16 protein-coding genes are annotated in these 14,717 nt (G+C 54.3%); 3 read left to right on the forward strand and 13 right to left on the reverse strand.

Annotated features, from left to right (window positions below):
* The first annotated feature begins 71 nt into the window (after positions 1–71).
* Positions 72–1,253: a nucleoside recognition domain-containing protein gene (locus AC50YL_RS01185; protein ID WP_494828650.1), complete on the forward strand. Its 1,182-nt coding sequence runs from the start codon at positions 72–74 to the stop codon at positions 1,251–1,253.
* Positions 1,254–1,267: 14 nt separating this feature from the next.
* On the opposite strand, the gene coaD is transcribed toward AC50YL_RS01185, so the two are convergent.
* From coaD to AC50YL_RS01245, 12 genes are all read right to left on the reverse strand, one after another.
* Positions 1,268–1,786 (reverse strand): pantetheine-phosphate adenylyltransferase, encoded by a 519-nt coding sequence (coaD, locus tag AC50YL_RS01190; RefSeq protein WP_494828652.1) that lies wholly within the window; start codon positions 1,784–1,786, stop codon positions 1,268–1,270.
* Positions 1,787–1,788: 2 nt separating this feature from the next.
* Positions 1,789–2,370, reverse strand: coding sequence for a 16S rRNA (guanine(966)-N(2))-methyltransferase RsmD (gene rsmD / locus AC50YL_RS01195; protein WP_494828654.1), 582 nt, complete (start codon positions 2,368–2,370; stop codon positions 1,789–1,791).
* Between the two features lie 247 nt (positions 2,371–2,617).
* Positions 2,618–3,586, reverse strand: a complete 969-nt coding sequence (locus AC50YL_RS01200; RefSeq protein WP_494828656.1) for an ABC transporter ATP-binding protein — start codon at positions 3,584–3,586, stop codon at positions 2,618–2,620.
* Complete coding sequence (locus AC50YL_RS01205) at positions 3,583–4,581, reverse strand: ABC transporter ATP-binding protein (RefSeq protein ID WP_494828657.1); 999 nt, start codon at positions 4,579–4,581, stop codon at positions 3,583–3,585. The genes AC50YL_RS01200 and AC50YL_RS01205 overlap by 4 nt, the downstream gene beginning before the upstream one ends.
* A gap of 20 nt (positions 4,582–4,601) precedes the next feature.
* A complete protein-coding gene (locus AC50YL_RS01210) occupies positions 4,602–5,519 on the reverse strand; it encodes an ABC transporter permease (protein WP_494828658.1) in 918 nt (305 codons plus the stop codon).
* Positions 5,516–6,451, reverse strand: a complete 936-nt coding sequence (locus AC50YL_RS01215; protein WP_494828660.1) for an ABC transporter permease — start codon at positions 6,449–6,451, stop codon at positions 5,516–5,518. Before AC50YL_RS01215 ends, AC50YL_RS01210 begins: the two co-directional genes overlap by 4 nt.
* A gap of 83 nt (positions 6,452–6,534) precedes the next feature.
* Positions 6,535–8,157, reverse strand: coding sequence for a peptide ABC transporter substrate-binding protein (locus AC50YL_RS01220; RefSeq protein WP_494828661.1), 1,623 nt, complete (start codon positions 8,155–8,157; stop codon positions 6,535–6,537).
* A gap of 269 nt (positions 8,158–8,426) precedes the next feature.
* Positions 8,427–9,641, reverse strand: a complete 1,215-nt coding sequence (locus tag AC50YL_RS01225) for a peptidylprolyl isomerase (RefSeq protein WP_494828662.1) — start codon at positions 9,639–9,641, stop codon at positions 8,427–8,429.
* 209 nt (positions 9,642–9,850) lie between these two features.
* Positions 9,851–10,540 carry an LrgB family protein gene (locus AC50YL_RS01230; protein WP_494828664.1) on the reverse strand — a complete coding sequence of 230 codons (690 nt, stop codon included), beginning with the start codon at positions 10,538–10,540 and terminating at the stop codon, positions 9,851–9,853.
* The gene (locus AC50YL_RS01235) at positions 10,530–10,889 is read right to left on the reverse strand and encodes a CidA/LrgA family protein (RefSeq protein ID WP_494828666.1); all 360 of its coding nucleotides are present in this window, start codon (positions 10,887–10,889) and stop codon (positions 10,530–10,532) included. Before AC50YL_RS01235 ends, AC50YL_RS01230 begins: the two co-directional genes overlap by 11 nt.
* Before the next feature lie 4 nt (positions 10,890–10,893).
* Complete coding sequence (locus AC50YL_RS01240) at positions 10,894–11,850, reverse strand: D-2-hydroxyacid dehydrogenase (RefSeq protein ID WP_494828668.1); 957 nt, start codon at positions 11,848–11,850, stop codon at positions 10,894–10,896.
* Between the two features lie 416 nt (positions 11,851–12,266).
* Entirely contained in the window at positions 12,267–12,461 is a 195-nt protein-coding gene (locus tag AC50YL_RS01245; protein ID WP_494828670.1) for a hypothetical protein, read from the reverse strand.
* Positions 12,462–12,896: 435 nt separating this feature from the next.
* Between AC50YL_RS01245 and AC50YL_RS01250 the strand changes: the two genes are divergently transcribed.
* Together AC50YL_RS01250 and AC50YL_RS01255 are read left to right on the forward strand one after the other, a co-directional pair.
* The gene (locus tag AC50YL_RS01250; protein WP_494828672.1) at positions 12,897–13,310 is read left to right on the forward strand and encodes a hypothetical protein; all 414 of its coding nucleotides are present in this window, start codon (positions 12,897–12,899) and stop codon (positions 13,308–13,310) included.
* Between the two features lie 58 nt (positions 13,311–13,368).
* Positions 13,369–13,533 carry a hypothetical protein gene (locus AC50YL_RS01255; protein ID WP_494828674.1) on the forward strand — a complete coding sequence of 55 codons (165 nt, stop codon included), beginning with the start codon at positions 13,369–13,371 and terminating at the stop codon, positions 13,531–13,533.
* A 239-nt stretch (positions 13,534–13,772) separates the two neighbouring features.
* On the opposite strand, the gene AC50YL_RS01260 is transcribed toward AC50YL_RS01255, so the two are convergent.
* Entirely contained in the window at positions 13,773–14,543 is a 771-nt protein-coding gene (locus AC50YL_RS01260; RefSeq protein WP_494829763.1) for a glycoside hydrolase family 73 protein, read from the reverse strand.
* Positions 14,544–14,717 lie beyond the last annotated feature (174 nt).

Raw genomic sequence — 14,717 nt, forward strand, 5'->3', positions numbered from 1 at the left:
GATCAGACAAGCGTAAACATGTAGTGGCCCCGGTTCGTCCAGGCCCTACCTTGTACTTGGAGCGTGGTACGATGATTCGCACCCTTGCGCTTGCCTGTTTATCCATCCTGCTCGTCGCTTCCATCATCATAAAGCCCGACGAAGCCTTCCAGGCTTCGCTGCAAGGCTTGACCGTATGGTGGAATATCGTGTTCCCCGGCCTGCTTCCCTTCTTGACCTTGCTTGAGCTTATGCTGGCCTTCGGTGCCGTTCATGCGCTCGGCGCGCTGCTGCATCCGCTGATGGCAAAGCTGTTCCGCCTGCCGGGCGAAGCCGGCATCGCGCTGGCGCTTGGTTGGACAGGCGGGTTCCCTTGCGGAGCCGAAGCGGCGGCCGCGTTGCGCAAAAGCAGCGCCTTGACCGTCCCGCAAGGCAAGCGATTGCTTGCTTTATCGCATATGCCGAGCCCGATCTTCATGCTCCTCGTCGTCGGCTCCGGCTTTCTTCACCGCCCGGAGCTAGGCGCGGCCATCGTGGTCGTCGTGTGGCTCGCCGCTCTCCTGCCGGCCTTGATCGCCGCGAGATTCGCCAAGCATGAACCGGTCGGCGCGACGGCCGGCTCTTCATCCGGATTGATGCGCCGCGCAGCCGCCGCGATGCGCGAAGCCCGGGCGCGCGACGGCCGCACGTTCGGCAAGCTGCTGGGCGACGCCGTCACGGTCTCCGTCTATAAACTGATGGCCATCGGAGGCTTCATGATGTTCTGCGCCGTGCTCGTTCGGCTGGTCGATCCGTTAATCCCCGATAACGTCCCGTCCTTCGTGCTTCCCGGTCTGATCGAAAGCCATATCGGCGCGTACGCGGCCGCGGCCTCCGCATTCGCGGGCGGCGTGCCATGGAAAGCCGCCGCGGTCTGCGCCGTGCTCAGCTGGGGCGGCTTGAGCGCCCTGCTGCAGGCAGGTACGGCGATCGCGGGTACGGGACTCACCTTGCGTTCGCTCGCCGCTGCCCGCCTCCTTCAAAGCACCATTGCCTTTCTTCTCACGCTTCTGGCCTGGAAGCCGCTTACCGCGTTCATGAGCGGGATCGCGCCCGCTATCGAGACCTTTGCCGGACAGCATGAAGAGACCGGCTACGGCCAGTCCGCCGTCATTCGAGTCGGCGACCTGCACTCGCTTTGGCCTTACGCGCCCGCCCTGCTGGTTGCGTTCGTCGGCGCGCTGCTGCTCCTGACCGTCGTCTCGGTGCTTACGGCCAAGCTGCGTCTGCCCTGATTATTTAAGGTCCCCTATTCCGAAAATTTCGCGATCAGCGCCGTCTGTACCTCCGGTGGAACCAAATCCTGTACGTTGCCATGAAACATGGCGATTTCCTTGACGATGCTGGAGCTTAAATACGAATATTTCGGATTCGTCATCATGAAGATCGTTTCGATGTCGTCGTCCAGTTGATGATTGGTCGATGCCATCTGAATCTCGTACTCGAAATCCGTGACGGAGCGGATGCCCCGAACGATCACATGCGCTTCCCGCGATTTCATGAAATGCACGAGCAGATCCCTGAAGCTGTCGATCGTCACGTTCTGCAAATCCTTCGTCACGTCGGCAAGCAGCGCTTTGCGCTCTTCCACGCTGAACAGCGGTTTTTTGCTCGTGTTGTTCAGTACCGCCACGATCAAGTGATCGAACTGCTTCGCCGCGCGGCGGATAATGTCTAGATGGCCGCAGGTCACAGGATCGAAACTGCCGGGATACACGGCGACGCGCCGACGCGCCAATCCGGATGTGGATGTGGATGATGATGCCATATTCAGTCCTCCGTTATATCTTGCTCGTTCTCCGCTTCGTAGCGGTAAATCGTGACTGCCGTATCGCCGTAATGCGTATGTTTTACCTGCCTATAATTCGCGATCGTTTCGGAATACCGGTGCTCCGCGTCATGCTCGACCACGATCGTTGCCGCTTCCTCAAGCAGCCCGCGCTCCGCAAGCCCCATCATGAGCTCGTCCATATCCTTCATCCGATAGGGCGGGTCCAGGAAGACAAGCGCGAATTTCAGGTTTCGTTTCGCTAACGCTTTGACTGCCCGGGCCGCATCCGTGCGATAGATCTCCGCGCGCTCCGTCAGGCCTGCTGCCTGCACGTTCTGTTTGATCACTTCGATGCTGGTCCCTTCCAGATCGACAAATACGGCGCTCTCCGCTCCGCGGCTCAAGGCCTCGATGCCGAGTCCGCCCGTCCCGGCGAACAGATCAAGCGCAAGCCCGCCATCGAAATAAGGACCGATCATGCTGAAAATCGCTTCTTTCACTTTATCGGTCGTCGGACGCGTGTTTTTGCCCGGCACCGCTTTTAAAGACCGGCCTTTCGCCGTGCCTGCGATCACTCTCAATGCTTCAGTTGCCCCTTTCGCTTTCCCCATTGCCCACACCTTGAATATCGTAACACAATTCTCCCGGCAATTTAAAGATGCGCCTGTGCTTAGGCGTCGGTCCGTCCCTTTGCAAAACAGAAGGATTAGCATAACCCCGTGCTTCTTAGCTTATCGATATTAGCTTCGAAACCCTGCGGATCGTCCCGACGGTTACCGGACAAAAAAAGCGTTTCGCCCGCGGGCGAAACGCTTGTCTTCTATTATATTAGGCGTAGTGGCAGGCAGCCCAGTGGTTCGGCTCCACTTCACGGAATGCCGGCACTTCCGCCGCGCATTTCTCCGTCGCGAACGGACAACGCGTGCGGAAAGGACAGCCGCTCGGCGGGTTGACCGGGCTAGGCAGATCGCCGGACAATACGATGCGTTCCTTATCGTCCACGAGATCGGGATCCGGCACCGGAATCGCCGACATCAACGCTTTGGTATACGGATGCTTCGGGTTGGAATAAAGCTCTTCGCTCTCGGCAAGCTCCACCATTTTACCCAGATACATCACGGCCACGCGGTCGCTGATGTGTTTGACCATGGCCAGGTCATGCGCGATGAACAGGTAAGTCAAACCGAAATCGCGCTGCAAATCCTGAAGCAGGTTGACGACCTGCGCTTGAATGGAAACGTCCAGCGCGGAAATCGGCTCGTCGCAGACGATGAACTTCGGATTCACCGCAAGCGCGCGGGCAATCCCGATCCGCTGACGCTGACCGCCGGAAAATTCATGCGGGTAGCGCGAAGCATGCTCCGATCGAAGACCGACGCGGTCGAGCAGCCGCTCGACTTGCAGTCTGCGGTCTTTGCCGCCGCTCGCCAAACCGTGAATATCCAGCGGCTCGGCGATGATATTCTCGACCGTCCAGCGCGGATTCAGCGAAGCGTAGGGATCTTGGAACACCATTTGCATTTCGCGTCGCAGCGCCTTTAGTTTCGAGCCTTTGGCTTTCATGATGTTTTCGCCTTGGAAGTTTACGGCTCCCGCAGTCGGCTCGTATAACCGAAGAATCGTCCGACCTGCCGTGGATTTGCCGCAGCCGGATTCTCCGACCATCCCAAGCGTCTCGCCTTGGCGGATGCCGAAGCTCAGATCGTTCACGGCTTTGAGCGTTTGATTACCGCCAACCTGAAAATATTTCTTTAAGTGATCGACTTCGATCAACACGTCGCTGTTTTTGCTAATCATGCGCTTGCTCCCTCCTTGCTGGCGGGATCATGCAGCCAACATCTCGCGGTTTGCGTCTCGCTGATCGTGTAATTCACCGGATCGTTGTCGACGCAGATCCGCATCGCCTCGTCGCAGCGCGCGCAGAACGCGCAGCCCTTCGGAGGAGCGGACATGTCCGGCGGCGTACCGAAAATCGGCACGAGCGGCTCGTCCTTCTTATGATCGAGACGCGGCAGGGAACGCAGCAGACCTCTCGTATACGGATGCTGCGGGTTTCTGAAGATTTCCTGCTTCGTGCCGGTTTCCACCACTTTGCCGGCGTACATGACGACGACGCGGTCGCACATCTCGGCGACGATGCCGAGGTCATGCGTGATCAGAATGATGGAAGTCCCCGTTTTCTCCTGCAGTTCCTTCATAAGCTTCATGATTTGCGCTTGAATCGTTACGTCGAGCGCCGTCGTCGGCTCATCGGCAATCAGCAGCGCCGGATTGCAGGCCAGCGCGATCGCGATCATAACCCGTTGACGCATGCCGCCGGAAAATTGATGCGGGTATTGACGCACCCGGTCACTGGCGTTCGGAATGCCGACCAGCGTCAACAGCTCCGCCGCCCGTGCCGTCGCCTGCGATTTCGTCAGCTTCTGATGCTTGATCAGTACTTCGGAGATCTGGCGGCCCACGGTCAGGGTCGGATTTAAGGACGTCATCGGATCTTGGAAGATCATGCCGATCTCATGTCCGCGGATGGCTTCCATCTCTTTCTCGGTCTTCGCCAACAAATTCTGACCCATGAATTCGATGGAACCTTGCTTATATTCGCCCGGAGGCGTAGGAATCAAACGAAGAATCGATTGCGCCGTAACGCTTTTGCCGCTGCCCGATTCACCGACGATCGCTACGGATTCGCCGCGTTTGACATCCAAATTGACGCCGCGCACGGCTTGTACTTCTCCACCGCGCACATGAAACGAGATATGCAAATCGGAAATGCGTAAGATCGGATCGTTCATAGAGCTCACTCCCAGCGCTGTTATTTTTTCATTTTCGGATCGAATGCGTCCTGCAGTCCGTCCCCGAAAATATTAAAGGCAAGCATCGTGATACTGAGCAGCGAAGCCGGAATAAACATCATCCATGGGTATATCGTCCACGAAGACAACGCTTCGCCGATCAACGTACCAAGGGAGGACGCCGGCGACTGCACGCCTAGACCCAAGAAACTGAGGAACGCTTCGGCAAAAATCGCCGATGGCACCGAAAGCGTAACCGTGACGATAATCGGACCAAGCGTATTCGGGATCAAGTGCTTAAACAAAATGCGCGAGCTGCTTGCGCCCATCGACTGGGCCGCGAGCACGTACTCCTGATTTTTCAACTGCAGAATTTGACCGCGGACGATCCACGACATCGTGATCCAGCCCGTGATCGACAAGGCGATGATGATGGTCGTCAGGGACGAGCCCATGACGACGCTAAGCAGGATGACGACAAGCAGATGCGGAATGGCATAGAGCATCTCCGCGATCTTGTTCATCGCCCCGCCTACGCGCGGGCCTGCATAACCCATGATACCGCCGTAGATGATCCCGATGATCAAATCGAACAAGGCGGCCGCGACGCCGACGATCAACGAAATTCGTACGCCCAACCACGTGCGCGTAAACAAATCGCGACCCAGGTTGTCCGTTCCGAACCAGTGCTTGGCCGAAGGAGACGCAAACGTATTGTCAAGGTTGTTGGTATACGAAGTATAGGGCGAAAAGATCGGACAAAAGATGGACAGCAGCGTAATCGCAATCAAAATATACAAACTGGTCATGGCCCAACGATTGCTGCGAAGCCGTGCCCAAGTAATTTGCCAAGTTGATCGGCTCTCGGTTGCGATAACCTCGGCCTCTTGATGCTTGTGTTCCAACTTCTCAAATGGAGACGGAGCAGTTTGACTCATGATTTAACTACACCTCCGCTCAATTTAATACGCGGATCCACGAAAATGTACAGGACGTCCGTAACGAAACGCGCTGCCATCAGAATCACGGCATAGAAAATGGTAATCCCCATGATAAGCGTGTAATCCCGGTTCATGACGCTATCCACGAAATACGCGCCGAGACCAGGAAGACCGAAAATTTGTTCAACGACAACGGAACCGGTAATGATGTTCGCCGTCATCGGTCCCAAATACGTGACGACCGGCAAAATGCCGTTTCGCAAGCCATGCTGCCACAAAATCGCGCGCGGAGTCAGACCTTTCGCTTTAGCGGTGCGGATATAATCGGAAGTCAATACTTCCAACATGGTGGATCGGGTAAGACGGGCAATAAAGGCAATCGGAAGCGTCGACAACGCGATCGTAGGAAGTACGTAATCAATCGGGCTTTCCAGTCCCGCAACGTGAAAAATCTGCAGTTTAACCGACAAAAAATACTGGATCATCGACCCAATAACGAAGTTCGGTACCGATATGCCGATTACGGCAAGAAACATGGCTGAATTATCGACCAGCTTTCGATGCCGGAGCGCGGCCATCATCCCCAGATAAACGCCGATAATGACCGAGATCACGATCGCGAACGCGCCGATCTTCGCCGATGTGCCGAAGGACTGCGAAATAATGCTCGTTACCGTACGGTCCTGGCTCTTCATGGATAAGCCCAAATCGAATTGAACCAGTTTTTTCATATAAATCAAATATTGCTCGCCAATCGGTTTATCCAAGCCGTAATGCGCCATGATGTTCGCTTTAATTTCCGGTGGAATAGCCTTCTCTTGGGTGAAAGGGTCCCCAGGGACTGCTTTCATCAAGAAGAAGGTTGCGGTGGCTAGAATAAGAAGGGAAAACACGATGTTGATAAGTTTACCACCCAAGTACCGAACCATCCTAAGCACTCTCCAATCATAGAGAAGGGATATATATGGGTGTACCACATATATCCCTATGTCCCCTGTATTCGTATTGCGTATTATTTTTCGATCGAGATTCGCGTGTAGTCAAGGTTGCCGCTGTAATCCACGACGTAGTTTTTCACGTATGGTTTAACCAGCTGCGTGGACGAGTAGTAGTAAATCGGCATGACGGCCATGTTGTCCTGGATCAGGATTTTCTCCGCTTTCGCCATCGCGTCTACGCGTTTTTGTTGATCGGCCGTGCTGTAAGCTTCTTTAACGAGCGCATCGTATTCAGGATTCTTGAAGCCGATGTCGTTATTGCCGCTCTTGGACGTATACAAATCGATGAACGTCATCGGATCGTTATAGTCCGCGCCCCATCCAGCGCGAGCGACGTCGTAGTTCAAGCTTTGACGGTTTTTCAGGAAGACTTTCCATTCTTGCAGCTCAAGCTTCACGTCAACGCCGAGGTTTTCTTTCCACATGTTCGCGATCGCTTCCGCAATCGTTTTATGCGGGCCTTCGTTGAACGAAAGCGAGAACTCAGGCATTTTCGTCATGCCTTCTTCCTTCAAGCCTTCGGCGAGCAGTTCTTTTGCTTTCGCGACGTCTTCTTTGAAGTAATCGTCTTTCACTTCGGAACGGTATTCGCCGTTCACGCCGTGGATACCGGTCGAAACGAAGCCGTATGCCGGAGTTTGACCAGCTTTCGTGACTTTGTCGACGATGTCTTGACGGTTGATCGCCATCGAGAGCGCTTCGCGGACCTTCGCGTTGTCGAAAGGTTTCTTCGTGTTATTGAAGTTATAGAAGTACGTGCTTGCAATACCTTTGATAGACAACTCTTTGTTGTTTTCTTGACGCAATTTGTCAAGTTGTGCCGGCGGGATGCTCCCTGTAGGCAAGCCCGACCAGTCAAGTTGACCTGTTTTATACATGCTGAATTCGGTGTTCGCATCTTTGACCATCAAGAATTTTACGTCTTTCAGCTTGATGGAATCCTTGTCCCAGTAGTTTTCGTTCGGAACGAGCTCGATGGAATCGCCGTGTTTCCACGATTTCAGTTTGAAAGGTCCGTTGCCGATATAGCCTTCCGCTTCGCCGAATTTCGCATCTTTCTTAACCGGATAAGCCGTGAAGAAAGCCGCGATGTTCAAGAAGTAAGGCGTTGGGTTTTCAAGATCCACTTCGAGCGTTTTTTCGTCAAGCGCTTTAACGCCGACTTGGCTAGGATCCGAGACATGATCCGGATTGTCCGTAGCGATATTATAGTTTTGACCATTTTTGATGTAATAGAGCTGGTAAGCGTAAGGCGCCGGCGGATTCAGTTTCGGATCAAGCGTGCGTTTCCACGAGTATTCGAAATCTTGCGCCGTTACCGGGTCCCCGTTGGACCATTTTGCATTGTCTCGCAGATGGAAGGTATATTTCTTGCCATCAGCGGAAACATCCCATTTCTCTGCGACGCCCGGCACGATTTCCCCTTTTGCATCCATGCGCGTCAGACCTTCGAACAGACCCGAAAGCACCGTAAAGGACACTTGGTCCTGTGCTTGAGCCACGTCAAGACTAGGCGGTTCGGATGTAAGGTTCATCCGAAACGTTTGATCGGAGCCCGATCCGCTCTTACCGCAGGCTGACAAAATACCTGTCAAGACCAGCGTAAGAGAAACCAAAAGCAGCATTTTTTTCTTCATTCTTCAGAGCCCGCCTCCATGTTTCAAAAAGTGTAATTTTTTAAACCTGATGATTATCATACATCCATTTTTACAATTTGTAAAACATAATTTGAACACTTGTAAAGATTTACTATCCCCCTATGTCACATTAGTTCACATTTATGTAACTGGTAGCGCATTCATCCGCGCCGCAACTCGAGATTTCTATATTAGTATGTCCGCCGAACAGAAAAACACCGCAGCCAAATTATGGCTGCAGTGTTCATTGTTTCGATCAAAGCGTTCGATTACTGACCTGTTGCCGCGTTATTCGTAGCCGGCGGTGCCGCTGGATCTGCGGCTGCCGGATCTGTGGCCGCTGCATCGTCAGCAAGCGTGTTCGTGATTTTCGCTTTCTTCTTCAGATCATCCAGCCACGCGGTCGACAACTCCGATACTTTGGACTGGATCAGCTGTTCTTTGATCTCGTCCTTCTTCTCGGCCAACGTTGCCGCTTTGGCTTCGTGACGGTCCGTCACTTTGATGATGTGATAGCCGTATTGGGATTGCACCGGCGTTTTCGTCGTTTCGCCGACTTTAAGCGCGAACGCCGCTTTCTCGAAAGCCGGATCCATGGCGCCTTTGCCGAAGAAACCGAGGTCGCCGCCATTGTCTTTGCTGCCCGTATCCGTCGATTTTTCTTTCGCCAGCGCCGCGAAGTCAGCGCCTTCGTTAAGCTGCTTTATGATCGCATCGGCTTCTTCTTTCGTCGCGACGAGAATGTGGGATGCCTTGACTTCTTCCGGCGTATCGTATTGCGCTTTGTTTTGGTTGAAGTAATCCTCGACATCCTTGTCCGTTACTTTGGCTTGCGGCTCAAGGATTTTACGGATGCGAAGCTGCATCGGCGTTTGTTTCTTCAGATCGTCCAGCGTCATGCCGCTTTGTTGCAGCGCGCTCTCGAAATCCGCTTCCGTCGGGAACCGTTTCTTGATATTCGCCACTTCCGTATCGACATCCGCATCGCTGATCACGATGTTGGCTTTATCCGCTTCTTGCTTGATGAGCTCGTCTTGGATAAGGTTGTCCATCGTTTGCGCGCCGCCGAGCTCCACCATCGCATCGTAGAGCTGATCTTTCGTGATGGCCGTACCGTTGACGGATCCGATCGCCTTCTTGTCCGAAGTCCCGCCGAACGGAGGCTTGACCAGCACGACGATCAGAATCAGCGCCAGAGCAAGCGAGATATACATCCAGGCTTTGCCGCCTCCGCCTCCGCCGCTTCTGGCCGGCTGCGATATGGGAGCCGCGCCTGAGGTTTCAAGTTCTTCTCGATCGCGTAAGTGTTGCTCCGGTTCGTCTTGATCGCGATCTTCCGCAACCGTATTTTCGTTCTCGGTTACCGGTTCTTCTTGGCCGTTCGCAAGCTCGTGAGTCGTTTCTTCTGTATCGGCACCCGCTTGGTTTTCGTGCTCCAACGATTCATCGTTGCCTTGCTTGAATTCTTTCTCTTTGTCGTTCAACTTGAAATCTCCCTTCCGGCTTTAGCAGTCGTCTTTCCTCTACTGTGTCACTATAGCAGAAAAAATATCGACAAACCTTAAGAAAAGATAAAAGTTGAAAATCATGTTGAAACGGGTCGAAACCGTTTAAACCCGCCTGATTGGAGGACGTTTCGAGAAAGAAATGCAATGCTGTTCGAGCCTGTCGTTCTGTCCGAACCTTAATGACGTCAAAGCAGCCAGGCATGAACCGGAAGCAGCAAGATCGGCGTGAAAACAGCGCAAGCCGCCATCGAAAATCCGCTTAGCCCGCCCTGTTCCTCCGACTCGGCGATCAGCCGCGCGGATCCGATCCCGTGCGCCGCGGCGCCGATCGCGATCGAGGAAGCGATCCGATCCGAGACGCCGCATAATCGGAGCAGCGGCGGTCCCGTTACGCTGCCGAACAATCCGGTAAGCACCGTCAATGCCGCTGTCAAGCCCGGGGATCCGCCAAGCCAGCCGGATAAATCGACCGCTACCGCCGCCGTAACGGACTTCGGAAGCGCCGAGCGCAGGAACTCGGAGGTCCCGCCGAACAGCATGACGCAAGCTCCGTTCACGAGCAGTCCCAATGCGCTGCCCGCCAATGCGCCCAGCAGCAACGACGGCAGCATCTTTCTCAGCCGCATCGCATGCTTGTACAACGGCACCGCCATCGCGACCGTCGCAGGACCCAGAAAAAACGAAACCAAGTCGCCGCCGATATTGTACGTTTCCAACGAGATCCCGCTTATTCGAAGACTGATGTAGACGATGATCGGCGCGCCGATCAGCGGATGCAGCCACGAATACTTTCGGTAAACGAGCACCGCAACCGCATAAGCCGCTAAGGTCAACGTCGTGCCCAGCAGCGGATCGGCAAGGAGACTATCCTTCATCGGCAGCCTTCTCTCTTCGCCGCTTCGCGAGATACTTCGTTACAAGACCGGTCGCGACCATGATCATCGACGTTCCGACGGTAAGGCCGACGGCGGCGGCTAACCAGGATTCGCCGAGCGCGGGCAGAATCGCGGCCGCTCCCGCGAGCAGTGGGACGAAAAAGAGCATCATATGCTTCGTCAGAAACGTAGCACTGTTCTCTACCCATTCCAGTTTGACGACGCGAAGAAACAACGCAGCCGTCAGTAGCAGAAGTCCCAGCACATGAGACGGGAGCGGCACGCCGATGGCTCGATGAAGCAAATAACCGGCCCCGTCGAAGCCCATGATGATGCAAAATCCGCGCATCGGTTCAATTAACCCGGTTGACGGGCCTACCCTGCAGGTAGGCCCCTAAGTTGCCCGACGCGATACCCATCAGGCGACCCCTTGCCTCGACCGTCGCCCAACCGATATGCGGCGTAATCAGGCATTTTGCGGCTGACAGCAGCGGATTATTGGGAGAAGGCGGTTCGGCGCTCAATACGTCCAGTCCCGCCGCCGCGATGACGCCCGCGTTCAAGGCATCCGCCAAATCCTGTTCCACGACATGGCCGCCGCGCGCCGTGTTGATCAGCAGCGCGCTCTTCTTCATCATGGCCAGCGTTGCGGCATTGATAAGTCCTTGCGTATTCGTCGTCAACGGACAATGCAGCGTCACGGCGTCGGCTTCCCGGAACAATTCCTCCCTCGAGACGAAACGAATCTCCTCCAAGCCCGGCACGTTCTTGGCCGATCTGGAATGCACGATGATCCGCATTCCGAAAGCCAGCGCGATCCGCGCGACTTGCTGCCCGATGCTGCCGAAACCCACGATGCCGAGCGTCATGCCGGCGAGCTCGTGCAGCGGGGACAAAGCAAACATGAAATCCGGACCTGCCGCCCAACGTCCGCCCCGAGCTGCCTCGCTATGCGCATCCACGCGGCTGGCATACTGCAGAATAAACGCAAACACCAGCTGCGCAACGGAATTATTGCCGTAGTTCGGAACGTTCGTCACGACGATATCCCGCTTCGCCGCGGCTTCGACGTCCACGATGTTATAGCCTGTTGCCAAAACGCCTATGTATTTGAGCTCGGTCAGTCCTTCGATGAGCTCCGCCGATAACGGCGTCTTGTTCGTAAGCAGGATTTCGGCTCCCGCCGCGCGGGTCGCAATTTCTTCCTTCGGCGTGCGGTCGTACACCGTCAGCTCGCCCAATTCGCCGATCGCCTCCCAATCCAGATCGCCCGGATTAAGGGTATAACCGTCCAACACAACGATTTTCATGTCGATGCTTCTCCTTTCGGCCCCCATGCTTGGTCTGCTTAAGAAGATCATACAACAAGAAAGCCGCGATGTAATGAAATCGGAAGAAAATTGGCATCGACGTATAGAACGACGCATTATGGGCATTCTGAAGATATCGGCGTCGCGAGATGCCGTAGACAACCGCGGAGAAGACTTACGTTTCCCCATAAGCTCTTCGTCCGGTTTCTCCTCTCCCATGAAAGGGGCCCTTCGAAAGAAGGGCCCCGGATTTTTTTATGCCGATTCGCGGCGTAAAGATCCATAGTCAATAATGCAAGGGCTGCTCCGAAACGAGCGGTTCTTTTTTATTTAAACCATTTAAAACAGTTTCAAATCATATAAGGGATTCAATTCCATATATTATCAAAATAAACTCGTGCGTAAACGAATGCCGCTTACGCCGGTCGTTTGTCCGGGAAGCATGCCAGAATCCGATCGGCCCGAAAAATCCGGGGACCCCGCTTCTCCATATCGTAAGCCTTGACCTGACCGTGCTGAATCGCAATGACACGGATGCGCCGCTGGGTAAAGCTGCCCCGCCGGTCCAAATAAACGATCGTAACGACGCTGCCTACATGTTTGGCATTCATCTGAAGCTCCTCCTTCGGAAAGCTGAAGTGTTCGGTGAATTTATTATATACCGGAACACTTGTTCTTATCAAGCGGAATCCAACTTATCCTTACAGGAGGTTTTTGCCAACTCGGTTATCCGTGAATCGAACAACCGTTTGCGCCGCTTATAAAAAAGTTGACCGTTCGCAAGAAACGGCAGACTTTCGATGCAATAGTTAATTCATGACTGGATTTGGAAAAAAAACCAAAATAACAGTCTTTTCAACCCGTTCGACAAAAGAAACGTTAACTCGCCCCTGCAGTTCGACGTACTTTTTATCAAGATCGCGATAATATTCTAATATTGCGACAACAAAACTCTATTACTCTATAGTCAAAAGGAGAATTCAACTTTCCAGATGAAAAAAAGAGATGCTTATTCTCGGGCGACGTTTGAAGCACATGTATCGCGTATGGTAATCACGAGAACGAAGAAGCAAGCGATCGAGAAGGCTGCACATGAATTGAATGCCTCCAACTTCTCGCTGGATCGGATCACGCTAAGGAACGAACTCGGCGAGTCGAAGGTGTTTTCCGTCCTCCAGGCGGAGAGACTTGATTGGTACGACGCGGAAGCAACGGATTCCACGCATCAATTCAAGGCATTCGGCCGGATCCGCTTATCCATCTGCACCGCGGAAGGTGCAATCGATCATCTCGATGCGGCGCGCAGCTTGTATTCGTTACCTCGGACATCGCTGTACGACAAGCCCGTCTTGGTTATCTCGGAAGGATTGGATCACTTTTTTCTGACCGTGCTGCGGCAGGAATTGAACTGGGAAGCAGCCCAGTTCATAGGTGTGACCCCCATAAGCAAGCTCGCATAGCATTAGAAGAAGCCGCACGTGCACACGATAATTTTCATGACACAAGGGAGCTGGAATCATGCGTACGATTTACGAAAATTACAGAGGCTTCAGAGTCTCGCAGCACATGAACAACTACAATGCGATCATCAACAAATCGGAAGAAAATGAAAACGAAGTCGTATTCGATCATTCGCAGCTGCTCGAAATCTTGAACACGATCGATAGATATATCGAACAATAAAACGGCCTGTTTCAAAACAAAAAGCAATCCGTTCCGGTCTTGTGCCGGGACGGGTTGCTTTTTCGTTTCATATAAAGCGCGCGATCCCGGTTTGGCGCTCCTGCAACCGCCTCAGGAATCAGCAAGGGCCGAGGCCAATAAACCGGCAGGCGCATCATCGAGCTTCGCCATTTGCGTCCTCTTTCCCCGCCTGAACCCGCAGGGCCGCCTTGGACCAGTCGCCCTTACCTGACCAATATTCAGAGCAGCTTGGCGCGATGCAGCACGGCCAAAATCCGATAAAAGTCGTAGCTTCCGCCTTCCGGCGTATCGATGACATGCGCCTGCGCCGCGGCGGCTACGGCTTCCTTGGCCCAAGCCGGAATAGCCGCCATCCGGTGAAGCAATTCCAGCGCGTCGGCCCGCTTACGCAGCGATTCCAGGGCTTTGTTTCGATTGTCGAGCTCGAGTTTCAATGCCGCGTTATCCGAGCTCAGCTTGGCGACCGCCGCCTGCAGCGCGGCGAATGCCGCTTTCTCCTCCGTGGTCATGGGCTCCCCCTCCTCTCCTCCAACCTCGTCGTCGGCGATCAGCCCGTTGGCATCTATGATGGCGATGAGTTTATTCGCGTAATCCGGATCGGTCGCATATCCGCTTGCTTGCAGCATCCGCGCCTGCTCCAACGGGCTGACCGCGTTCCTGACGGAGAGATAGCGGCTCCTCGCGAACAATAGATCCTGATCCTTATAGAAGTCGTAAATACTGTCGTAGGCCCGAAAAGAAGCGACGACGTTTACCCGTTTTCCATCGATCACTTCCCACGTGCTTTTGCTCACGACCGCTCCTTTCCAATAGCCGTTCGGCACGCCGCCGCCCGCTTTATACCCGCCGAGGTTATTCCACCCGGGTATGGTTCCGCCGGTTTCCAGCCAGCTCTGGGCCATGCGAACGGAAGGGAAAACCGGCGAGCCCTCGGCATAGAGCAGCCGGGCTAACGGCCGAATCAGCCCGAAAAACGATTGTTTGTCCATCTTCACCCGCCGCCTCCCCGATGTAAACAAGCTCCCTCTGTCCTATGTATATGCCGGAAGCGCGCGCGGCGAAACCGCCGGTGCCCGGCTTGCCCTGAAAGGGACGAACGCCCATGTGATCGCTAAAATGCAGAAAGCGTACGCGAAACCGTCGTTGCCCGGCTACGCCCGGAA

The organism is Paenibacillus sp. J22P277, from assembly GCF_059383675.1.